This window comes from Paraglaciecola mesophila, assembly GCF_009906955.1.
GTDB classification, from domain to species: domain Bacteria; phylum Pseudomonadota; class Gammaproteobacteria; order Enterobacterales; family Alteromonadaceae; genus Paraglaciecola; species Paraglaciecola mesophila_A.
In genome coordinates, this window is sequence record NZ_CP047656.1 from 279,146 (window position 1) to 301,246 (window position 22,101).

The following is a 22,101-nucleotide window of genomic DNA, read 5'->3' on the forward strand; positions in this document are numbered from 1 at the left end:
TTGCTGAATTGTCATCAGTTCAGCAAGCAATTGTGATTAGTACTCGTTTTCTACCCAGCGATTCTTTGATTTATTCTAGGTATAGGGCCCATCGTCATGACTGACCAATCCTCAACTTCACCGCTAAGTAGCCTAGCGCAGGCGTCTCCTGCTGCAGCCTCAACGTGCAGTCAACTTAACACAACAACGTGCCCTTACTGTGGCGTAGGGTGCGGCGTTGATGTGACAAGTATTAGCCAAGGTGAAAGCGCACAGCTCGTCAGCGTACAAGGCACAGCCAGTCATCCTGCTAATTTTGGTCGTTTATGCGTAAAAGGCAGTAAATTAGCCGAAACCAATGGGAAAGAGGGGCGTTTATTTACGCCTTTGATAGGTGGCAAAACCAGTCACTGGGATGAGGCTATCAGCGCTGTAGCAAACAAATTTTCTGACGTGGTTAACAAGCACGGTCCTGATGCTGTGGCATTTTATGTGTCTGGTCAATTACTGACAGAAGATTACTATGTCGCCAACAAACTGATGAAAGGCTACATCGGCAGCGGTAATATAGACACTAATTCTCGCCTGTGTATGTCCTCTGCTGTTGCGGCCTATAAGCGTGCATTTGGTACAGATACGGTTCCCTGTAATTACGAAGATTTAGAACAAAGTGAATTATTAGTTCTGGTGGGCTCTAACGCTGCTTGGACGCACCCCGTGTTATTTCAGCGTATCGAGAGGGCGAAAAAGCTGAATCCTAACATGCGGTTAGTCTTTATTGATCCAAGGCGCACGGCAAGCTGTGAAGCAGGGGATTTACATATTCCTATTAAACCAGGCACAGACGTCGCCTTGTTTAATGGTTTGCTTCGATATATTGAACGTAACCACTACTTAGATTCAGCCTACATCAGTGCCTTTACTGAAGGATTTGATGAGTCCATTGCCGCATGTGAAGCTTGGACAGTCAAAACCGTAGCCGATTATTGCGACGTGGATACGGCTCAAGTCGAGCAGTTTTATCAGTTATTTGCGAACAGTGACTCAGCGGTTAGTTTTTACTCCATGGGGGTCAATCAGTCCACTAGTGGAGTGGATAAAGCCAACGCTATCATCAATTGTCATTTGGCCACAGGGAAAATTGGCCGTGCGGGATGCGGACCCTTTTCAATTACCGGACAACCCAATGCCATGGGCGGTCGTGAAGTGGGTGGACTCGCAAATATGTTGGCTTGCCATATGGATATAGCTAATGCTGAACATCGCTCAATTGTACAAAATTATTGGCACTCTCCGACCATAGTGCCAGAGGCCGGTTTAAAAGCCGTCGATATGTTCGACGCAATTGAACAAGGTAAAGTGAAGGCTATTTGGGTTATGGCAACAAATCCTATGGTCAGTATGCCTAATCGGCATAAAATTAAAGCCGCGCTAGCTAAATGCGAAATGGTGGTGGTATCAGATTGCGTCGCAAATAATGACACCATCGCTATGGCTGACGTGGTCTTGCCTGCAACGGGCTGGTCAGAGAAAAACGGTACAGTAACCAATTCAGAGCGCAGAATATCACGTCAACGAGGATTTTTGCCGCCTACGGGAGAAGCGCGTCACGATTGGCAAATTATCTGTGACGTAGCCAAAAAGATGGGTTTCAAGAGCGGGTTTAACTATTCCCACCCAAGAGAGATATTTGATGAGTATTGTGGTTTAACCGCAGAAAAAAATAACGGTAGCCGTGACCTCGATTTGTCCGGCCTTCAGGGATTAACGCCAGCGCAATACGATAATCTGGCACCCATTCAATGGCCGGTAAACAAAGCAAATCCTGATGGGATGAAACGTATGTTTACCGATGGACGTTATTTTACAGCGAGCAAAAAAGCACAATTTATTGCGTTACACCCTAGGACACCGGAGCAGCTCACCTCTGCTGAGTTTCCCTATGTATTAAACAGTGGTCGGGTAAGGGATCAATGGCACACCATGACGCGCACAGGTACCAGTGCTGATTTAACGAGTCATATCGGCCACGCAAGTGTAAGCATGAATCAACGAGATGCAGTGCAATTAGGGGTAGAGCAAGGTGATTTATTGGCCTTAAATTCAAGCGTAAGTGCCGCTGAAAGTCAGAGTCAAAGTGAGGTTATTCTGCCGGTCAAAATTGACAATGGGCAGCGAAAAGGCGAGTTCTTTGCGCCTATTCATTGGAGCGAGCAGAATCACTCATCGGCTAATATCAGCCATTTGTTCACCGACGCGAACGATCCTATTTCTGGTCAACCTGAACTAAAACATGCGGCTATTCGAGCAACAAAAGTTCGCTATTCACACCACGGACATATTTTTATCAGTGCCCAAGCCAACCAGCGAAACACGTTTATTCAAAGCCTCTGCGCCGAGTTAGATTATTGGCGGTTAAGCAAAATCGAAGGGGGGGAGATGTTAACGTTTGCAACAGGCCGCATTGATCAGCAGAACGCTGAAAGTATGGCACCAGCATTTTCTCTTAAGGAGTTGATGCAAGGTGCTTGTAAAGCGCAATACAGCTGGGCAGCACACCAAGGGGAATCGGTACAAAATCTGTATGCGTTACATGGTGAGACCTTGCAATTTGCAGCGTTTAATGACGTTCAGCCTGTAGAGAGTAACATCCAATGGTTAAGTACGTTATTGACTATTGATACCTTAAGCGTAGAGCAGAAAGCTGCACTACTGCGCGCCCAGCCCGACGAACAATTCAATCAAGGGCGCTTAATTTGTAGTTGCTTTAAAGTCGGCATCAACCCCATAACACAAGAGATTAAGAATGGCTGCAATAGCGTTGATGGCTTAGGCGATAAGCTTAAATGTGGTACCAATTGCGGCTCGTGCAAAAGCGAGCTTCAGCAGCTTATAAATGAACATAGCGCCTCTGATCACATGTTAGCACCAACCAGTGCAAACCATACATTGAGTCAATCTACATCAGCAGAAGATGACGACTATCAACATATCGGTGAACGTATAGCCGTGGAGACCATATTATGAATTCCCCTTTAAACGTATTTTCTCTAGTAAATGTGTTACCTCAATTATTTAGTCAATTTGTTAGCCAATGGCTAAAGGCAGCGCCGCATGCGTTCACCCGAGGCACCAAAGGCCTCAATATGGGTTTACGAACAGATAATAAAAAGTTCGACGCGATTAGAATACATCGAAATACTAACAGCAAACCGGGTCATGTACATTTAATCGGTTCTGGCCCAGGTGATGCAGAATTGCTCACTGTAAAAGCGTATCGGTTATTACAAAGTGTTGACGTGGTGATGTATGACTGGCTGGTTAATCCAGAAATTCTAGATATGATCCCGCCCCATGTAGAGCGCCGATTTGTGGGCAAGAAATGCGGCGAGCACAGCATGACGCAAATTGAAATTAGTCAACTTTTGGTCAGTGTGGCAAAAGAGGGGAAAACTATAGCGCGCCTAAAAGGAGGGGACCCTGCTATATTTGCTAGAGCCGCCGAGGAGTGTGATGTGTTAACCAAAAACCACATTCCATTTAGTATTGTGCCCGGAATTACTGCCGCGTCTGGCGCTTCAGCGTATGCAGGTATCCCTTTGACACATCGAGACTGTGCTCAGTCAGTACGGTTTATTACTGCACACCTTAAAGATCCTGCTTTGCAGCCCGATTGGCAAAGTTTAGTGACCGGCGCCATGCCTGATGCGCAAGGTAAAAATGCTGAAACACTGGTATTTTATATGGGGCTGAGACGCATCGAATCGATCATGCAACAACTGCAAGCTCATGGTTTACCTATGGATATGCCAGTCGCTATTATTGATAAAGCGACAAGCACTCAGCAACAAGTGTGTATTGGTCAGGTGAAAAATATTGCGCAGCGCATCCACACTCGCCAATTTAGCGGCCCCGCACTGATTATTGTGGGTGAAGTGGTGAGTAAACGTCAAAAGGTCGTTTCGTATCACCAGCAAGACAGTTTACAATGCGAAGCTCACAATGAACTTAGCAATGCGGTTATCAATATTGCGGGTTAATAAGTAAATTCGACAGTAAATACGCCCATTGACCCAATTCAACGGGCTTAACTTATGGCTCTAAATTACGCTAACCAAGTTTTGGACCGCATTCAAGATGGCTAATCTCGCCACAAGGCACGTCAATATCCATGAGAAACAACACTCACCCTGAAAATTTCCCTGAGTTTAAAGAATTTATCCGTATTATTGGTCGAGGCCAAAGAGCAGGGGGCACATTAACCCAACGCCAAGCTTATCAAGCGATGAAAATGCTGATTAACGACGAGATCACCCCTGAACAAAAAGGCGCGTTTTTGATGTTGCTCAGGGTGCGCGAAGAAACGGCAGAAGAGTTAGCAGGGTTCATTCAAGCCTTTCGTGAAGTGAATGAGCCGCAACTCGCCGATTTACCGATTGATATCGATTTGGGCTGCTATGCTGGTAAACGACGACATTTACCTTGGTTTTTGTTGGCCGTCATGGCCTTTGCGCAACAAGGAAAAACGCTATTTTTACACGGTACTCATGAACCTGATTCTAATCGATTATATTTAAAAGATGTCTTGCCGCAGTTAGGTATTGACGTTGCTACAAGCGTTTCTCAGGCCAAAACGCTTCTGGGCCAGCATGGTTTTAGTTACATGGACTTAGCTGATATAAACCCTAAGCTGGATGCCATGATCCAGCTACGTAGTCAGTTTGGACTACGCTCTTGTGCAAATACTCTGGCGCGTATGTTAAATGCGAGTCAATCAGCCAATAGTTTACAAGGGGTATTTCACAGAGGCGTTGATAAAAAACACAGTCGTTGTGCGTCGCTCGTCAACGAGCAAGCACAGAGCGAAAAGAGTATCCTATGTTTTCGCGGCGAAGGTGGCGAAGTAGAATACAATCCTGAGCGGAATGTGACTTTGCATCTGTGCCGTGGCAGCGTAGAAGCAACCATAGAGGTACCTGCGACTTTATCCCATTGGGTTACTAAACCTAAAACGTTAGATGTGATGCAACTTGTTCATGTTTGGGAGGGAGAACAGATAAACGATTATGCGTCACATAGTATCATTGGTACCCTGAGTTTGTTTTTTATGTTGGTCGATAAGTTACCACTTGAGCATGCAAATACCCAAGCCGCATTATGTTGGCATGCGCGAAATAAATCGTGGCCATTTACCTTACCAGCAACACCTGACATGCCAAGCTTTGACACAACAGGCAAGCATCAGGCCCATTAAATCTGTGCTTCAGTGCCTGTGATGGCGTGGTATAACCCCACCCATGATTGGTCGTATTTTTTCACCGGTTAATTTGTGTGCAGTATGCTGCACACTTGTGGTGCGCCTGCCCATTTACGTACATTAAAATTCGTTTAAACTTCTCTTAATATATTTAACTTATTGTTTTTGTTGTAGTTATTTTATTGGCTTAGGCTTTGCAGTCGCTTCAGTAAGATCAGAGCGTGACAAAGTCAGGAATATCCGTTGATATCCACAGCAAAAAAAAACACCCATTTAGCCTCTCATGAACAGCTAAATATTTTGCTTATTGATGAGAATGTGCAGCGAGCTGAGTCTATTGTGACTGCGCTTGGCAATTCTCGCTATAAAGTGAGTCATTTAGCGTGTACGCAAGCTGGGTTATTGAAACAGGTTGATGAAATTCAGCCAGATATCATAGTCATTGATATCGAATCACCAAACCGCGATATGTTGGAAAGCCTACATACCATTTCACACTACAACCCTAAGCCGGTAGTGATGTTTTCATCACAGCAAGACACTGAAACCATTAACTTATCGGTGCAATCAGGGGTTAGCGCTTATGTAGTAGGGGATATTGACCCTGAGCGCGTTAAACCGATACTCGATGCGGCTGTTGCTCGGTTCAAAGCATTCCATAAGTTAAAAGATGAGCTTAACGACACAAAACATCAACTTGAATCCCGTAAGAGTATCGATTTAGCGAAACGATTATTGATGAAGACAAACAAGATGAGCGAAGAGCAAGCATTTCATAGTATGCGCAAAACCGCGATGGACACAGGCCAGAAGCTCGAAGACGTGGCTAAAACAATAGTGTCTATGCTGCGCTCATTGGAACAAGGACACGAACATGATTAAACCGGAACAACCAAATATTACGCTTGGGTTTATCCCCTTGACCGACTCGGCCCCATTGATCATTGCGAAAGAATTAGGATTCTTTGAACAATGGGGATTGAACGTAACATTGCAAAAGCAAAACTCTTGGGCAACGTTGCGAGATAAGTTACATGCAGGTGTACTTGATGCTGCACAAATGCTTGCACCCATGCCAATAGCCAGCGCGCTGGGACTCGGCGCGCCACCGGCAAATGTGATCACACCTTTGGTACTAAGTCTAAACGGGAACGCGATCACGCTTTCTGAAGGTTTACTGCAAGAGATACTTAAAGAAAACGAAATTAATAGTGTGACATTACCAATGGCCGCTTATCTGCTACAAAAAGTAGTAGAGAAGCGTAAGCGCAAAGGAGAAGCCAAGCTTAAGTTTGCTACCGTATTTCCGTATAGCTGTCACTACTACCAACTGAGAGATTGGTTAAAAGCAGTCAAAGTCGACTTCGACGATGTGGAAATGCTTGTGGTACCTCCTGTCAGTATGGTGGAGTGTTTAAAAAACGGTGACATAGATGGCTTTTGCGTTGGCGGGCCGTGGAATGCGAAAGCTGTGCGCGCAGGAATAGGCATGACCGCTCTGACATCATTCGATATCTGGCAAGATTCCCCTGAAAAAGTCCTCGGTTTACTAGAAGAGTTCCATAAAAAACATCCCAACACCGTGTTGGCGTTATGCGCTGCATTGAAACAAGCGTGCGCTTGGCTTGAGTCTGTACCGAATCGATTTGAGGCGGCAAGGTTGCTGTGTAATGAGGAATATTTACATGCAGAGTTGGATGTTATTGCCCCGTCGTTATTAGGCAGTTGCTTGACCCATCAATCTCTACCACCACGAAGCATTCCCTCTTACAACCAGTTTTCAGTGAGTAATAATGGTTGCATTAATCAACCTGAATTGGTTCGCGGTGAATGGTTAATTAAACATATGGTTAGCGCTGGACAAATTCCCCCTCATGTTACGATACCGCTCGATTTGATCGCCAAGGTGTTTAGACCAGATATTTATCAACAAATGCGTTTACTGATTGAAGATCAAGGTGTGCAGTTTTATCGGCGCTCAGGTTGATATAAGTTCTAAATAATAGATAGGAAACCTCTAATAATTGCGATTTTCGTTCGGTAAAATAACTTTATACTGGACGCACATGACTAACGAAGAGGTTTTCAGATGAAAAACGTATTACAGCTAAATGCCAGTTTACAAGGCGAAAATGGCCAATCAAGCAAATTGGCCAGTGAATTTGTGAATAAACTTCAAGACAGTGAATCCATTCATCTCAACAAAGTTGATTTGAATACGTTGAACCTGCCGCACTTAACCGCCCAAGAAATGCAGACCTGGAACATGGTAAGTGACAGTATGAGCCCAGAACAAACCGAATTGGCACGCTATTCGAACGAGTTACTAGAACAATTGGAGGCCAGCGATATTATTGTTGTTGGCATGCCTATGTACAATTTCACCATTCCCTCCACATTTAAGGCGTGGATTGACCGAGTTGCGCGAGCGGGGCGCACGTTTAGTTATACGAGCGAAGGACCAAAAGGCCATTTAGTCGGTAAAACCGTTTATATATTTGCTGCGCGTGGTGGTATTTATCAAGGTACTGACAACGACACACAAACTCCTTACTTACGCTTAGTGTTCGGTTTGATGGGGATGACAGACGTTAACTTTGTTTACCTAGAGGGCTTAAATATGGGGGAAGAACATGCGCAAATTACATGGAAAGCGGCGCGCCAATCAATGTCTGAGTTACTTCCGCCAACGGTGTAGTTTTCAATTTACCCGTAAAAGCCCGATTGACTCGGGCTTTTTTATCGTTCCTATGTTTAATGCTACAACTTTAAGGTCTCTTCGATTGCACTAATAAATTGCGGATCCGTAGGTTTTGTTGATGAAGCATAGGTGTTGACTAAGTTACCGTTCTTGTCCATCAGGTATTTATAAAAATTCCACTTCACTGTGGTGCCTGATTTTTTAGCCAACATTTTATACAGGGGATCTGCATCACGCCCGCGCACAGGCATGGATTCAAACATAGGAAACTCGACGCCATAGGTTAGTTCGCAAAGCTCAGCCGTTTTGCTTTCATCTTTATCTTCTTGATTAAAATCATGAGAAGGAAAGCCTAATACCATCAAGCCTTGATCTTTGTACTTACTGTATAGGTCTTCTAAGCCTTTAAACTGCGGCGTAAATCCACAATAACTTGCTGTATTTACAAACAATACCGTTTTGCCAGCGTAGGCGTCACACATATTGACCGTTTCTTGCGAATTGAGTTTACGTTTTACAAATTTGAGTAAATCTGGACACTGCGCGCTGTAAGCCATATTGCAGAAAAGCGTTAGGCAGGTAATAGCGAGTAACTTCTTCATGTGAACCCCGGCATGTTTATGCATAGTCAGCAGCATGTTTGAACCGCTTTATATTTATTATAGTGCTGACTAATTTGTAAGTGTGTTTGTGTTGTAGTTTAAACTGTTTGATTTTGCGTTTAAAGTAAATCGTTACTCAAAAAAATTAACAAAATCCGCAGGGAAAACAACAATGTATAATTATTCTAAAAAACTGCTATTGGTGATTATTTCCACCAGCCTTTTTGCCTGTAGTGCGACTCAGTCGGTTAGCAAGCAACCTAGTGATAACGAAGCAACTCACTCTAGCATAGCAGCAACATATCAAGGTACACCTACTATTGATGGGCAAAACGATGCACACACCGAGGGCACACTTACTCTTGAGCAGATTATGGCTGATCCCGATTGGATGGGCCGTCAACCGCTAGGCAGTTATTGGGGGGACAATAGCGAGTCAGTTTTTTATACTCAAAAAGAGAAAGGGTCACCGTTAACCCATTTATGGCAAGTGGGTAGTCAAAGCGCCCATGAAGCACAGCAAGTCGCAATATCCCAGTTGCACGCCGTGAGCTATTCTGACCGCGTAACTAACTCAAAAGGCACCTATGCGGCATGGGTCTTCGAAGGTAATATTTTTGTGAAAGCATTGAGCGATGCTGGGCAAGATGCGGTGCGCCAACTAACCCAAGATGGCGGTGAGCCTAAGCAATTAAAATTCTTAAACGATGGACGCTTAGCCTACCGCCGCGGTAACCGTATTTTCAGTGTTGATTTAGATAGCGGTTTTTCACAAAAACTGGTCACTTGGGAATTCAATGAAGCGCCAGAAGCGAATACCGAGCCCGCTGATTACCTTGCTGAGCAGCAAGTAGAGCTGATAGATTACGTCGCTAAAAAGCGTAAAGATCGTCAACTGAAATTTGACCAACAAAAACTGTTGGCTCGGCAAAATAATACCCTAGCCCCTGAGGCGTTTTATTTTAGCAAAGACGATCAATGGGTTGAATCGAGTATATCCCCTAATGGTAAATGGTTACTGATTGCAACAAGGAAGGTGCAGCCGTCGCGCGGTGAAGATGATTTGATGCCGGCCTACATAGGAGAAGACGGGCGTATAGAAAGTAAAGGTGTGCGCCAGCGTGTAGCAGATGCAAAACCGGTTAATCATGACTTATGGTTGCTTGATTTAACCACACATAAAAAATATTCACTGAGTTATCACGCACTTCCAGGCTTTAATGATGACGTGCTAGCTGAGGTAAAGCGTGAAAATGCTAGGGCGAAAGGCACGACCTATCAGACTAATCGCTTACCAAGAGATATTGTACTGATGCGTGATTGGTCATGGGATCAAAGTGCCATTCAGTGGCACGACAATGGCCAGCAGGTGGCCGTCATGCTTGAAGCGTGGGATAACAAAGATAGGTGGCTTGCTACTGTCGATCTTCAGCAGCATAAGCTCGTCAACCAAGACCGTTTACATGATGACGCTTGGATAAATTATCGCTTTAATAGCTATGGCTGGCTACACAACACTGAGCAGTTGTATTATTTGTCAGAAAAATCAGGTTATTCCCAACTGTATATAAAACCGCTTAACGCCAATGCGAGTGCATTAACCTCGGGGCCCTTCGAAGTAAATAATCTGACGTTGAGTAAAAACGACGAATATATTTATTATCAAGCGAATCAAAAACACCCTGGTATATATGAAATATATCGAGTCAATTTAGCGAGTAAAGAAATAGACGCGCTAACTGACTTAAACGGCATGACGGACTACTCACTTAGTCCAGATGAAAGTAAGCTGTTATTGACCCACTCAACCTTGACCTTACCTCCTGAATTGTATGTTCAAGACGCCATGCCGAGTGCACAGCCATCACGCTTGACGCATACCATTAGCCCAGAATTTTTAGCCATGAATTTCGCTGCTCCAGATATTGTACCTGTAAAATCTAGCCACACCACTCAGCCTATATTTTCTCGTGTATATCGTCCTGCCGATGCTGATAACAGTAAAGATGAGAAGCGTCGGGCGGTTATCTTTAACCACGGAGCAGGTTATTTGCAAAATGCGCACTTGGGATGGTCTGGGTATTTTCGTGAGTTTATGTTTCACAACATGCTGGCGCAGCAAGGTTACGTGGTAATGGACATGGATTACCGTGCGTCAGCTGGGTATGGTCGAGACTGGCGTACGGCCATATACCGCCATATGGGCAAACCTGAAATTGACGATTTGCGTGACGGGGTAAACTGGTTGGTGGAAAACGCCAACGTAGATCGCCAGCGTATTGGTACTTACGGGGGCTCATATGGCGGGTTTATGACGTTTATGGCGTTATTTACCCAACCAGACTTATTCCAATCTGGTGCTGCGTTGCGCCCAGTGACAGATTGGGCACACTATAATCATGGTTACACTTCGAACATTTTAAATATGCCAGATGTAGACCCTATAGCTTATGAACGCAGCTCTCCACTGTATTTTGCAGAAGGGTTGGAGAAGCCGTTGTTGATTAATGCCCCCATGGTTGACTCAAATGTGTTTTTTCAAGACACAGTGCGCTTAGTCCAGCGTTTAATTGAGCTTGAAAAGCAAGATTTCGAGACTGCGATATATCCAGTGGAGTCCCACGGTTTTGTGCAGCCCAGTTCATGGTTAGACGAATATCGTCGTATCTATAAGTTGTTTGAATCGACCTTGTAGCGTGTAATTAGGCGGCGTTTTCATCGGCTGCTAAGCATGTTTTAAAAAATGCCCGACTGGCCAAGTTGGGCTTTTTTATATTGAGAGCAAAGGATAATCTGCTTGCCTTACATGGGCTTTCTGGTAATTTCGATGCGAAATTTATTTGATGGCTAACCACAGCCGAACATAACACGTCAGATACAGAGATAAACCTAATGCCAAAAGCCAGTGAAGTAAAAAAGAACGCCGCCATTGAACATAACGACAAAGTATATGTGGTTAAAGATATTAATAAATTGACCCCCAGTGGCCGTGCAGGAGCGAGTTTATACCGAATGCGCTTGTATGAAGTAACCACAGGAGCCAAAGCGGACGAGAGCTTTAAAGCTGACGAAATGATCAAAACTGCAGATTTCGTGCGCCAACCCGTGACATTCTCTTATATAGACGGTGACGAATATGTCTTTATGAACACGGAAGATTACACGCCTTATAATCTAAATAAAGAAACAATCGAGGAAGAGTTACTGTTTATAGCTGAGGATACAACGGGTTTGCAGGTGATGATTGTCAACGGTTCAGCAGTGGGCGTTGAATTACCACCCAATGTGGAGCTGGTGATCACAGAAACTGACCCTTCAATAAAGGGCGCATCAGCCAGCGCACGTACTAAGCCTGCTACGTTGAGCACAGGGTTGACGGTGCAAGTACCTGAGTATATTTCAAGCGGTGAGCGTATTAAGGTCAGTACCAGTGAACATAAATTTGTCAGCCGTGCGGATAAATAACGCTTAAAAGCAATCCCATCGAGGGTAAACCGGTAAAACGTATAGCCAATAAGGCCCCATTGCTTTCGCTCTGAGGGCTTTTTTATTATGTGTACAGCGCGTGATTGCTCGTCGTTTGTAATACCAAGTAATTAATACCAATTCCATTAAATATTTAACCACTTAGCAATTATTTAATGGAATTGAATTAAAGCACGACTAGTGTGCATAGCCACTGCCAATTGCTCTAAACGGCATAGTGAGTTCTAGTTCAGGGACTTGCAAACCGACCCATGCAGGGAATGTATTACTGTTGGGCCCGGGGAATAGGGTGTATTCATGTGCCCATGGGTAATAGTTTACTGCGATTAACACTTTGGGGATGAGTTCTGTTGCTCGCGGCCCCTCAATGGATAATATTTTTTCCGGTTTTGCACCATACCAGTATCTATCAGGGGTTATGGTTTCATATTCGGTTAAAGCGGGGGAGTTTTTACTTAGCGCCCAAGAGACCACTTCATAGACAGTATAGGTCGGTGCGTTTTCCGGTTTAATGGCGAGCCAGGTGTGCACTGCAAACCAGCCACGCCAGCTAAACGCATCAGCTGCATAGATTTCTATCGATGCCTGAGTATCTGTCGCTGGATCCAGCGCCAGTCCCGCAGATTCACGAGATGCTGTACGCCAGTCACTTTGAGTACATCCAGACAATAGGCTTAGCATTGTCACGATAATCAGTGTTTTCATATATCCTCACCTTGGATCATTGGCTGGTGGTGCGCTTCTGGTTTTTATAGCACTCTTTAATGTGTAATGATTGGTTAATAATAAAGCAAAATCACCATGTTTGCTCAATAGCCTTGCTTCTAGAGAAGCTAATTGGAAGCAAGAAATTAATTGTTTCATATAAAGTGAAAACATGAAGATGCGACAAAGCGATTGATCTAAAAATATGCTTTTGTTCGCTTAGTGTTAGCTAAAATCAAACACACCTTAGTTATCACACTTATTGGTAAGTTAATCGCCCGGAATCAGCGCCATTATTGACTTTTGTAGGGTATACTTTGGTTTAATTTAGTACAAAGCACAGTGTAAATAAGCAACTGATACACTAATATAATCCTATTAAGCCTAATTCGAGCCAGTGGTAGATGTTTGCTAACAAACAAATAGAAAAGTACTACCGACAATGCGAAACCCTACTTAATTTTTCCGGTGTCTCTTGGTGGATAATTGATCTTGAAGAATCCCCTGACGTTTTCTATTGCAATAAAACCATGTGCGACACCTTTCATTTGGGTGATGATATTCAGCACTCGATTAGCAAAACGTGCCCAATCGCCGGTGATTACAATAAATTTATAGCGATAAAAAGTAGTGTTAGTGCGCAAGAAATATATAAAGAGTATGACGATCTTAAGAACAACAAGATTGCTGAGTACGATAATCGTTTTCCTTATTACGATGAAACACAAGATAAGGTTCTTTATTTTTCAAGCAGAGCGAAGGCATTGGTTCGCGATGAGTTTGGTAAGGCTATTTTGCTACTGGGTATTATTGAGCCAGAAGCGGTCAACGAAGAATTATATAAGCAAGCGTCAATCGATAGTTTAACCGGTTTAAAGAATCGTCGGGCTTTCGATAGTCAATTACAGTTTATGCTTAATTTGGCTAAACGTGAGAATCGAACAATTTCCTTACTTATGTTCGATATCGACCATTTCAAAGAATATAACGACTGTTTAGGCCATTATTCTGGTGATTTATGTTTAATGAAAATTGCAGGGGTGCTGACTAAATCCTGTTGTCGTGAAACGGATATTGTCTGTCGCTATGGGGGAGAAGAGTTTGCGATTGTGACCTATGGCGATAGTCAGAATACACTGCGACTGGCCGAGAATGTTCGGCGCAGCGTGTATGAAGCTAATATACCTCATCCCAAGGTTGCCTCAGGAAGAGTGACAGTAAGTGTAGGGTATATTTCTGTTTTAGCGGATGCGCACACAACACCTAGATCATTGATTGAAAGCGCAGATTGCGGATTGTATTTGGCTAAACGCAAGGGGCGAGATAAAAGTATATGCGGCCTAAAAGTCAATGAAAACTTGACCAGTTAATTTATCAAGTACCTGTAATTTCAGCAACTAACACGCTAGGAATCATCAACACAGATCGCGGAATATGTATGAATATTAGATTATTACTATTGCTTTATTTCATGCTTTTGATGGCGTGTTCGACCGCACCAAATAATACCATTAATCCACATTAATAATTGCCCCTTAAAAATGCGTCGCTATGTCGTAATGGCTGTTCCTTTTCAAATAGTGAGAACCCAGAGCAAAAGCTGCTGGGGCATTCCTTGCGGGCGAGTTTTAAAAGGACTTAGTCAATCCGCATCATGGCAGAGTCTTTTCTAACGCACTGGACTAATACCTAACAGATATTGAGTGGTACGAGCATATTGTCTACAATGGCGCACTTTTTTGAATTTAGGTCATTTTTATGAACGACATCACTAACTTACCGGCACTACCAGATCGACTTTCTAGCAACCCTCGCAGCCCGCATTATGACGAGGCCGCATTTGAGCACGAAATCGGTATTCGTTTGAACGGTAAAGAGCGTACCAATGTAGAAGAATACTGTATTAGTGAAGGCTGGGTAAAAATTCCTTCGCCTAAAGCGTTAGACCGCCGAGGACAGCCGATGTTAATCACTCTAAAAGGGACTGTAGAAGCATTTTACGCTTAGGTAAAATCTATTTACTACTGATTATTAACGACTAAAGAGCCATTGTGATACGCCTGTAGGCGGTTTATTACACTGACCACGCCTCTTATAAATGCGGCCCTTAATAAATGCACTCCGCCCCTTGAGTAGGTCTATATGAACATGATCACGATGCTCATCACGCTGATAGGCTTGCTGATATTTATTGTTGGTGGAGTCGTGTTGTTGCTTCAAGCCTTCAACAAAAGTATCGCATGGGGGCTAGCCTGTTTTTTTATCAACCCTGTTTGTTTGCTTTTTATCGCGCTGCATTGGAATGAAACAAGAGGGACGTTTTTTATCCAAGTAATTGGATGCAGTGTTTTGCTAATTGGCTTAGGCTTACACCAATATATCCACCATTAACTCAGCTCACCTTTATTTTTTGTTCAGCATTGGGCGCAGGTCTTATTTCTCTCAACGCTTGATATTCTCCAGCTAGTGCTACTCATCTGCGCACAATCGACGTGACTTTTTTTTTAACCCTTCAACTGATATGTTAATGCGTATTGCGCTTATCTACCGACAAGGTATTGAACATGAAAATTGCTGCAAGCGGACAATTAGGCCGTTTTATTGCACTGACGTACGAAGAGTACAAAGCAGATCGTGTCGCTGAACTAGGGGACTTCATTGGTACTGTGATAGCCGGTATTTATCAAGGTATTGCCCAAGGTGCACTTGAAAACGAGAGTCACTATGCACAAGCTGCTGGCAGGCCTCATCAAACATGGCAAGACTACTTTGCACGCTTAAACTAGCGCGCCGCGTCGTGTTTTTCATTGAGTTTGCACAATTTTTCGTTAATTTTTCATTAAATTTTCATTAAAGCTATCAATACTCTAAGAGTTAACTGAACAACAAGAAGCACTTACTATGATTGCAACTGCGCACATTGTTGATAATTCCGCTGATACCCTGATTGCTCGATTTCATTCTCGGCGTCAATACAGCCTTCTTCTAGCTGAGCCCTTAACCGCAGAAGACATGCAGCTACAGTCTATGCCTGATGCTAGCCCAACAAAATGGCATTTGGCCCATACGACTTGGTTTTTTGAGCAATTTATTTTGTTGCCCTTTGTAGAAGACTATCAGTCGCCTCAACCTCAATTTAATTATCTATTTAATTCTTATTACGAACAAAAAGGTGAGCGTCATCCTCGTGCGCAACGCGGTATGCTCAGTCGACCGACGATTGAAGATGTGTACGCCTATCGCCAACAAATAGACAGCGCAATTGAGCAGCTTCTGACAACAAACACCTGTGATGAGCTAGTATCCTTGATGGAACTTGGCATGAATCACGAAATGCAGCATCAAGAATTGCTATTAACGGATATCTTACATGCTTTTTCTCTTAACCCTCTTTACCCCGCAGCATATAACGCAAAGTCCGGCATCGCTGAATCAAGCGCCGATAACGTATCAGCCTCAGAGCAATTTATCCCCTTTGAGGCAGGTTTACACGAATTTGGCGCAGCGCCTCAAGCTGATTTCTATTTTGATTGCGAAGGGCCGAAACACAAAGCGTATGTTTCTTCGTTTACATTAGCCAAAGGATTGGTAACGAATGCTGATTGGTTGTTGTTTATCGAAGCAGGTGGCTATCAAAACCCCGTGTTATGGTTAGCTGACGGGTGGGGCGTCGCGCAACAACAAGACTGGCAATGCCCACTTTATTGGCGCAAACACGGTGATACATGGTATCAATTCACCTTAAACGGGTTGGTGCCACTGACGTTAAATGCGCCGGTTAGTCATATTAGTTACTATGAAGCAGATGCGTACGCCCAGTGGAAAGGATGCCGGCTGCCCACTGAATACGAGTGGGAACTGGCAGCGCGAGAACAAGCCATTAGTGGGAACTTTTCAGAGAAGCAAATTTTTACACCTATGCCTGATGTAGGGGAAGGCGTCATGCAGCTGTATGGCGATGTTTGGGAGTGGACACGCAGTCCGTACACGCCCTATCCAGGATACAAAGCCCCAGAAGGCGCAGTAGGTGAATACAACGGCAAGTTTATGTCCGGTCAATATGTGTTACGAGGCGGTTCTTGCGTTACGCCCATTGAGCAAATGCGCTCAACTTATCGTACTTTCTTTTACCCTCATCAACGTTGGCAGTTTATGGGCTTACGTTTAGCTAAGGATTGTTAATATGTCAGTACCTCCGGTTGCACAACGCGCGGATTCAACGAATCAACTTAGCCCTGAGTTACAACTTATTGCTGAAATAACCGCAGGGTTAAATGCTCAGCAAAAGATCATTTCGTCTAAATTTTTTTATGACAGCGTGGGCTCAGATCTTTTTGATCAGATTTGCGATTTACCAGAATATTATCCATACCTCACAGAAATGAATATGTTGCCGCATATCGCTTCTGATTTGTCTCAGTCAATCGTACAACCGGTGGAGCTGGTTGAATTTGGTGCAGGCAGTTTAACCAAAATTCGAATACTGCTCGAAAGCATTAAAATGATTAAATCTGTGGTGCCCATTGATATCGCTCACAGTCATTTACAAAGGGCTGCCGATAAACTCTCCGCTGATTACCCACACGTCAATGTGGCGCCAATATTTGCCGATTTTACCCAACCTGTGTCGCTGCAGAATAAAGGCAAAAATCAAGATGAGCTGGTAAAACTAGGCTTCTTTCCCGGCTCAACCATTGGTAATTTTAATCGTGATTTCGCCCTTACGTTTTTGCAGCGTTTACGCAAAACGCTAGGTGACAGCGGAATGTTATTAATAGGCGTGGATACAAAAAAATCGCTGCATACACTTCATCAAGCTTATAACGATAGTGCTGGGGTTACTGCCAAGTTTAACCTTAATATACTGCGCCACGTAAACCATATCGCCGCCAGTAATTTTGACCTCGACGCGTTTGAGCATTACGCGTTTTACAACCCGCATTTTGGTCGTATAGAGATGCATCTCGTGAGTAAAATAGAGCAGAGTGTTCATATCAATGGTCAATCGATTCCCTTCGCCCAAGGAGAAACTATTCATACCGAGAACTCCTATAAATATCGTCCTGATGAATTTATTCATTTAGCGCGCATGGCTGGCTGGCGATTAGAGCAGCAATGGATGGCAAGTAACGACATGTTTTCAGTGTTTTTGCTTCATGCGAATAGGTGACGGTTATTAAGTAGCCCTACTCGAGTACACCTTTTACTATGCTGGTTAAGTGCGGCTGGCTACGTACAACTGCTCAAGGACATTTGCACAAGTGTGGACTGTTGAGGGTACAGCATACTTAAGCGACTTTTTTGCCGCTTCACTAAATTCATTGCTAGGCTACAAAAGTACTGATAAATTGTTGAATTAATTAATAATACATACAGATTTACTGGGATCTATCTATACCGCACAGCGAATAGCGTTGGCGCTAAGGTGATCGCTTGTTTTCGGTCAATTTGGTTTATGCCGCTAGGCCCATTTATAAGTAGGAGTTAAAATATGTTTAGCCACGTGATGATAGGTGTGAACGATATGGAGGCGTCAAAAAAGTTTTACGACGCCACTATGCAAGTATTGGGTTACAAGCCAGGGGTAATGGATGAAAAGGGACGTTGCTTTTACTTTGATAAAAGCGGTGTTTTTGCATTAACGAAACCGATTAACGGTGAGCCTGCATGTCATGGGAATGGCTCAACACTGGGCTTTAAAGTAGAAAGTACCGAGCAAGCAGAAGCATGGCACGCCGCTGGGGTTGCTAATGGTGGTGTGGCCTGTGAAGATCCTCCTGGGGTGCGCGGTGAAGGTGAAAATAAAATGCACCTAGCCTATCTACGCGACCCTGCGGGTAACAAAATTTGTACACTGATCCGAGTTTAAGCATCTTGGCGCTACGTTAGGAGCGCGTTTTAGCGCCATAGTGCGAATAGCGTGAACCCAATTAACCCTCTTTGTAAAACGCTCTAAATAGAGCGTTTTTTACTTTTTTGCCCTCGAACCTCGGTTTTTTAGCAGAATGTCATCTATTTGACTTTGTTGAAGTGCTAAGATTTTTTCAAATCTAAAATATGATTGCTAATAAGTGACCGACGTTCGTCAGGTCACAATAAAGAAGAGATACCAATCCATGTTTGTCCCTAAAAATCTACGCATACAGGAAAAAGAACATATTGCTCAGTTTATCAGTGAACACAGTTTTGGTGTTGTCGTGTCTGATACATTGGAAGCTACGCACATTCCATTCACCTTCAAACCAGAAGAGGGCGAGCTTGGGGTACTATACGGTCATATTGCCAGAGCAAATCCCCATATTCATCAATTGACGGGTGAGAAAGCGTTGGTGATTTTCAGTGGTCCTCATGCATATATTTCTCCTTCTTGGTATGAAAACGGGCCTGGGGTACCTACATGGAACTATGCAGCGGTGCATTGTAAGGGCCGTGCTAGCCTACTAAATGATGAAGAGACAATACAGGCAATGGACGACCTAGTGTCCAAATACGAGCCTGCTTTACTCGACAACAAAACCTTAATGCCCGAGGAATATCAAGATAAGCTTCGCCGAGGTGTGGTGGGGTTTAAAGTCGTAATTGAACATATAGATGCCAAAGAAAAGCTCGGGCAGCAGCGCAAAGTGCCTGACCAACAAGGGGTGTACAAGGCATTGCAAGAAAGCGGTGAGTTAGGTGATATTCAATTGGCCAATTATATGCAAAAACGTCAACTTTGTATGGGAGATATTCAGTAGCCGGGGAAGTCGCCTACACTGAACCAATGCGTTTAGTGTAGGGACTTTGCCATTTGGCCATTAGTTTATGGCTTGAACCACTGACGAATCGCTTCTCTGTCATCTTCGGTCATACCGGTTTTGTTCATCAATGGCATATCTTTGTTGATCACAGCGCGTTGATAAATCAACGGTGCTTTAGCATTAATTTGCTGCCAAGAATCAAGCATTAAGCCCAGCGGGGCGACAACAAAGAGTTCATCCGTTGGCTTCGCAGAATGACAGTTAGCACAGTGGGTTTGAATCACATCAAATGCGCGCTGTTCTGCGTCGTTCAGCGGCGCTTGATTAGAGGATATGCTGCTTTGGTGAGCAGGATGCTCGCTCGCTTCATTGTGAGTAGCCTTAGGGTAAGATACCCAACCTGCTATTAATAACATGCCTATAGCGCCAGTAATAAGCACAGACGGGCGAGATATACCTACATGTTTTAAGTTAAAGTAGTGACGGATCCACGCTGAAACAATACCAATAGCCATAAGCACAGCCCATGCGTGTGGGTGTTGAAAGGTCATGGGGTAGTGATTACTGATCATGATGAATAACAGAGGCAGGGTAAGGTAATTATTGTGCACCGAACGAAGTTTTGCCGCCAAGCCCCACGCTGGGTCTATCTCTTTATTGTTGGTAACTGCATCGACCATTAGCCGTTGAGCCGGCATAATCTTAAAGAACACATTGCCAGCCATTATGGTACCAACTAATGCTCCAACGTGAATAAATGCACCACGGCCACTGAACCAATGGGTGGCCAAATAGCTTACCAAGCCAAGCAGTACCAGCAAAAACACGCCAAATAGCGTAGGGTAGCGTCCGAGCGCACTTCGACAAGCCCCTTCATAAATAAACAAGCCGCCGAAAATGAGTCCCAAACCACGAATTATCGCGTCTTGCGGAGTCAAATCCATTACATTGGGATCAATCAAATAAATAGACGCGCCATGGTAGTAAATTAAACTCAGCAGTAAGAAACCACTTAACCAAGTGGTGTAGGCTTCCCATTTAAACCAATGCAAGGTTTCGGGCATTTTCTCTGGGCCGCGTTGATACTTGGCTACCTCGTAAAATCCACCTCCGTGCACCGCCCATAGGTCACCTTTTATGCCTTTGTCTTGTTTCCATTTCGGCGGCGTGCGTAAATTATTGTCTAACCATATAAAGTAAAACGATGCGCCAATCCACGCTACGCCAGCAATAACGTGAAACCAGCGAATAAATAACGATGACCATTCAAACCATGCCATACTAATGTTCCTTTGTTGTAATTCTTATTTTTTCGTTTGTTTATGTGTTCGCCTGATAAACAGGTTTACCTGCGATATACGTTGCCGTAATTGCTCTGTCATCGGCGAGCATGCTTAGGGCAAATATAACCTCTTGGATTTCGCTTTGCTCTTCACAACGTAATCGCGTTAGTTCATCAAAATGCGGGTCGATAATTACAAAGTCGGCATCGGTTCCTGGGTTTAAATTTCCAATTTGTCTGTCAAGCTCTTGAGCGACAGCTGCGCCTTGCGTCATTAAATAAAAACCATGTAAGGGATGTAGCTGCTCACCGCGTAGTTGTCCTACTTTATAAGCCTCGCCCAAAGTACGTAACATGCTAAACGTGGTACCCGCACCTACGTCTGTGGCTAAGGCCACAGGGATGTTGTACTTCTCAGCTGTGTTTAAATCAAATAATCCGCTGCCTAAAAATAGATTGGATGTCGGGCAAAATGCGATACTCGCGCCACTGTCTGCCATGCGTTGCCATTCGTGCTCTTGCATGTGAATACAATGACCAAACATGGATTTTGGGCGCAGCATATTGAATTTATCGTATACGTCTAAATAGCCGTTGTAGTCAGGGAACAGCGAATTGACCCACTCGATTTCTTTTAGGTTTTCATTTAAATGCGTTTGAATATAGACATCTGGATATTGTTGGGCTAACTCACCCAGTGCGTGTAATTGCTTTTGAGTACTGGTAGGGGCAAAACGAGGAGTGATGGCATAGTGTAAACGGTCTTTACCGTGCCATTTTTCAATTAAGGCTGCACTCTCTTTCTGCGCTGTTTCGGGGGTGTCCTGCAACCAAGCAGGGCAGTGCCTGTCCATGCATACTTTACCGGCAATCAACAACATATTGTTTTCCTGGGCAGCGCTAAAAAGGGCATCGGCTGCACACTGGTGAACTGACGAATACACCATGGCACTGGTTGTACCGTGGCGGTATAGTTGGCGCAAGAATACGTCTGCTATTTTGGCTGCGTATTCAGGGTCGGCAAACTTTTTCTCTGTAGGAAAAGTGTAATTATCAAGCCAGTCGAGTAATTGCTCACCATAACTGGCAAGCATTTCGGTCTGGGGAAAGTGCAGATGACTGTCTATAAAACCTGGCACAATTAGTTGACCGCGGTAATCTGCAGGTATTGCCTCTGCGTATTGTTCTGAAAGGCTTTTTGCATCGCCAATAGCTTCTATTTTCCCGTTACGCGTAACCAAGGCGCCATCTTTGAAGTAGCTAAAGTTGTCTTTTGGTTGCTGTGTTTTCTGGGGAAAATGCAAAATGGAAGCAAAGTATATTCTGGTTGTCATTGAATAAAAAATTCC

The 22,101-nt window shown here is 44.0% G+C and carries 20 protein-coding genes; 16 read left to right on the forward strand and 4 right to left on the reverse strand.

Annotated features, from left to right (window positions below; all coding sequences use genetic code 11):
• Positions 1-96 precede the first annotated feature (96 nt).
• From FX988_RS01140 to FX988_RS01165, 6 genes are all read left to right on the forward strand, one after another.
• The gene (locus tag FX988_RS01140) at positions 97-3,006 is read left to right on the forward strand and encodes a nitrate reductase (protein WP_160177953.1); all 2,910 of its coding nucleotides are present in this window, start codon (positions 97-99) and stop codon (positions 3,004-3,006) included.
• Positions 3,003-4,019, forward strand: coding sequence for a uroporphyrinogen-III C-methyltransferase (gene cobA, locus FX988_RS01145; RefSeq protein WP_160177954.1), 1,017 nt, complete (start codon positions 3,003-3,005; stop codon positions 4,017-4,019). The genes FX988_RS01140 and cobA overlap by 4 nt, the downstream gene beginning before the upstream one ends.
• 131 nt (positions 4,020-4,150) lie before the next feature.
• Positions 4,151-5,233 carry a glycosyl transferase family protein gene (locus FX988_RS01150; RefSeq protein ID WP_160177955.1) on the forward strand — a complete coding sequence of 361 codons (1,083 nt, stop codon included), beginning with the start codon at positions 4,151-4,153 and terminating at the stop codon, positions 5,231-5,233.
• A 246-nt stretch (positions 5,234-5,479) separates the two neighbouring features.
• On the forward strand, positions 5,480-6,118 hold the full coding sequence (locus FX988_RS01155) for an ANTAR domain-containing response regulator (protein ID WP_160177956.1): 639 nt from the start codon (positions 5,480-5,482) through the stop codon (positions 6,116-6,118).
• Positions 6,111-7,223 carry a CmpA/NrtA family ABC transporter substrate-binding protein gene (locus FX988_RS01160; protein WP_160177957.1) on the forward strand — a complete coding sequence of 371 codons (1,113 nt, stop codon included), beginning with the start codon at positions 6,111-6,113 and terminating at the stop codon, positions 7,221-7,223. Before FX988_RS01155 ends, FX988_RS01160 begins: the two co-directional genes overlap by 8 nt.
• A gap of 102 nt (positions 7,224-7,325) precedes the next feature.
• Positions 7,326-7,934 carry an FMN-dependent NADH-azoreductase gene (locus FX988_RS01165; protein ID WP_160177958.1) on the forward strand — a complete coding sequence of 203 codons (609 nt, stop codon included), beginning with the start codon at positions 7,326-7,328 and terminating at the stop codon, positions 7,932-7,934.
• A gap of 62 nt (positions 7,935-7,996) precedes the next feature.
• Here the strand turns inward: FX988_RS01165 and FX988_RS01170 are convergent, their stop codons facing one another.
• Entirely contained in the window at positions 7,997-8,539 is a 543-nt protein-coding gene (locus FX988_RS01170) for a glutathione peroxidase (protein WP_160177959.1), read from the reverse strand.
• A gap of 172 nt (positions 8,540-8,711) precedes the next feature.
• Here FX988_RS01170 and FX988_RS01175 point away from each other — a divergent pair, with 172 nt between their 5' ends.
• Both FX988_RS01175 and yeiP read left to right on the forward strand, forming a co-directional pair.
• Positions 8,712-11,234, forward strand: coding sequence for a S9 family peptidase (locus FX988_RS01175; RefSeq protein ID WP_160177960.1), 2,523 nt, complete (start codon positions 8,712-8,714; stop codon positions 11,232-11,234).
• A 197-nt stretch (positions 11,235-11,431) separates the two neighbouring features.
• Complete coding sequence (yeiP, locus tag FX988_RS01180; RefSeq protein WP_160177961.1) at positions 11,432-12,004, forward strand: elongation factor P-like protein YeiP; 573 nt, start codon at positions 11,432-11,434, stop codon at positions 12,002-12,004.
• A 198-nt stretch (positions 12,005-12,202) separates the two neighbouring features.
• Here the strand turns inward: yeiP and FX988_RS01185 are convergent, their stop codons facing one another.
• Complete coding sequence (locus FX988_RS01185) at positions 12,203-12,730, reverse strand: DUF3750 domain-containing protein (protein WP_160177962.1); 528 nt, start codon at positions 12,728-12,730, stop codon at positions 12,203-12,205.
• A 404-nt stretch (positions 12,731-13,134) separates the two neighbouring features.
• Between FX988_RS01185 and FX988_RS01190 the strand changes: the two genes are divergently transcribed.
• From FX988_RS01190 to FX988_RS01225, 8 genes are all read left to right on the forward strand, one after another.
• A complete protein-coding gene (locus FX988_RS01190; RefSeq protein WP_160177963.1) occupies positions 13,135-14,100 on the forward strand; it encodes a GGDEF domain-containing protein in 966 nt (321 codons plus the stop codon).
• A gap of 388 nt (positions 14,101-14,488) precedes the next feature.
• A complete protein-coding gene (locus FX988_RS01195) occupies positions 14,489-14,737 on the forward strand; it encodes a DUF3297 family protein (protein WP_160177964.1) in 249 nt (82 codons plus the stop codon).
• 135 nt (positions 14,738-14,872) lie between these two features.
• Entirely contained in the window at positions 14,873-15,121 is a 249-nt protein-coding gene (locus FX988_RS01200; RefSeq protein ID WP_254700690.1) for a hypothetical protein, read from the forward strand.
• A gap of 173 nt (positions 15,122-15,294) precedes the next feature.
• Entirely contained in the window at positions 15,295-15,516 is a 222-nt protein-coding gene (locus tag FX988_RS01205; RefSeq protein ID WP_254700691.1) for a hypothetical protein, read from the forward strand.
• Positions 15,517-15,631: 115 nt separating this feature from the next.
• Positions 15,632-16,912: an ergothioneine biosynthesis protein EgtB gene (egtB, locus tag FX988_RS01210; RefSeq protein ID WP_160177965.1), complete on the forward strand. Its 1,281-nt coding sequence runs from the start codon at positions 15,632-15,634 to the stop codon at positions 16,910-16,912.
• Between the two features lies 1 nt (position 16,913).
• A complete protein-coding gene (gene egtD, locus FX988_RS01215) occupies positions 16,914-17,900 on the forward strand; it encodes an L-histidine N(alpha)-methyltransferase (RefSeq protein WP_160177966.1) in 987 nt (328 codons plus the stop codon).
• Positions 17,901-18,221: 321 nt separating this feature from the next.
• Complete coding sequence (locus tag FX988_RS01220; protein ID WP_160177967.1) at positions 18,222-18,599, forward strand: VOC family protein; 378 nt, start codon at positions 18,222-18,224, stop codon at positions 18,597-18,599.
• A gap of 247 nt (positions 18,600-18,846) precedes the next feature.
• Positions 18,847-19,467: an FMN-binding negative transcriptional regulator gene (locus tag FX988_RS01225; protein WP_160177968.1), complete on the forward strand. Its 621-nt coding sequence runs from the start codon at positions 18,847-18,849 to the stop codon at positions 19,465-19,467.
• Positions 19,468-19,532: 65 nt separating this feature from the next.
• Here the strand turns inward: FX988_RS01225 and FX988_RS01230 are convergent, their stop codons facing one another.
• Positions 19,533-20,750 (reverse strand): urate hydroxylase PuuD, encoded by a 1,218-nt coding sequence (locus tag FX988_RS01230; RefSeq protein WP_160177969.1) that lies wholly within the window; start codon positions 20,748-20,750, stop codon positions 19,533-19,535.
• Between the two features lie 40 nt (positions 20,751-20,790).
• On the reverse strand, positions 20,791-22,086 hold the full coding sequence (gene guaD, locus FX988_RS01235; protein ID WP_160177970.1) for a guanine deaminase: 1,296 nt from the start codon (positions 22,084-22,086) through the stop codon (positions 20,791-20,793).
• Positions 22,087-22,101 lie beyond the last annotated feature (15 nt).

Excerpts from the sequence above, each read along its gene's own strand:
- FX988_RS01140 (WP_160177953.1), top strand. The coding sequence starts at position 97 with ATGACTGACCAATCCTCAACTTCACCGCTAAGTAGCCTAGCGCAGGCG.
- cobA (WP_160177954.1), top strand. The coding sequence starts at position 3,003 with ATGAATTCCCCTTTAAACGTATTTTCTCTAGTAAATGTGTTACCTCAA.
- FX988_RS01150 (WP_160177955.1), top strand. The coding sequence starts at position 4,151 with ATGAGAAACAACACTCACCCTGAAAATTTCCCTGAGTTTAAAGAATTT.
- FX988_RS01160 (WP_160177957.1), top strand. The coding sequence starts at position 6,111 with ATGATTAAACCGGAACAACCAAATATTACGCTTGGGTTTATCCCCTTG.
- FX988_RS01165 (WP_160177958.1), top strand. The coding sequence starts at position 7,326 with ATGAAAAACGTATTACAGCTAAATGCCAGTTTACAAGGCGAAAATGGC.
- FX988_RS01170 (WP_160177959.1), bottom strand. The coding sequence starts at position 8,539 with ATGAAGAAGTTACTCGCTATTACCTGCCTAACGCTTTTCTGCAATATG.
- FX988_RS01175 (WP_160177960.1), top strand. The coding sequence starts at position 8,712 with ATGTATAATTATTCTAAAAAACTGCTATTGGTGATTATTTCCACCAGC.
- yeiP (WP_160177961.1), top strand. The coding sequence starts at position 11,432 with ATGCCAAAAGCCAGTGAAGTAAAAAAGAACGCCGCCATTGAACATAAC.
- FX988_RS01185 (WP_160177962.1), bottom strand. The coding sequence starts at position 12,730 with ATGAAAACACTGATTATCGTGACAATGCTAAGCCTATTGTCTGGATGT.
- FX988_RS01190 (WP_160177963.1), top strand. The coding sequence starts at position 13,135 with ATGTTTGCTAACAAACAAATAGAAAAGTACTACCGACAATGCGAAACC.
- FX988_RS01195 (WP_160177964.1), top strand. The coding sequence starts at position 14,489 with ATGAACGACATCACTAACTTACCGGCACTACCAGATCGACTTTCTAGC.
- FX988_RS01200 (WP_254700690.1), top strand. The coding sequence starts at position 14,873 with ATGAACATGATCACGATGCTCATCACGCTGATAGGCTTGCTGATATTT.
- FX988_RS01205 (WP_254700691.1), top strand. The coding sequence starts at position 15,295 with ATGAAAATTGCTGCAAGCGGACAATTAGGCCGTTTTATTGCACTGACG.
- egtB (WP_160177965.1), top strand. The coding sequence starts at position 15,632 with ATGATTGCAACTGCGCACATTGTTGATAATTCCGCTGATACCCTGATT.
- egtD (WP_160177966.1), top strand. The coding sequence starts at position 16,914 with ATGTCAGTACCTCCGGTTGCACAACGCGCGGATTCAACGAATCAACTT.
- FX988_RS01220 (WP_160177967.1), top strand. The coding sequence starts at position 18,222 with ATGTTTAGCCACGTGATGATAGGTGTGAACGATATGGAGGCGTCAAAA.
- FX988_RS01225 (WP_160177968.1), top strand. The coding sequence starts at position 18,847 with ATGTTTGTCCCTAAAAATCTACGCATACAGGAAAAAGAACATATTGCT.
- FX988_RS01230 (WP_160177969.1), bottom strand. The coding sequence starts at position 20,750 with ATGGCATGGTTTGAATGGTCATCGTTATTTATTCGCTGGTTTCACGTT.
- guaD (WP_160177970.1), bottom strand. The coding sequence starts at position 22,086 with ATGACAACCAGAATATACTTTGCTTCCATTTTGCATTTTCCCCAGAAA.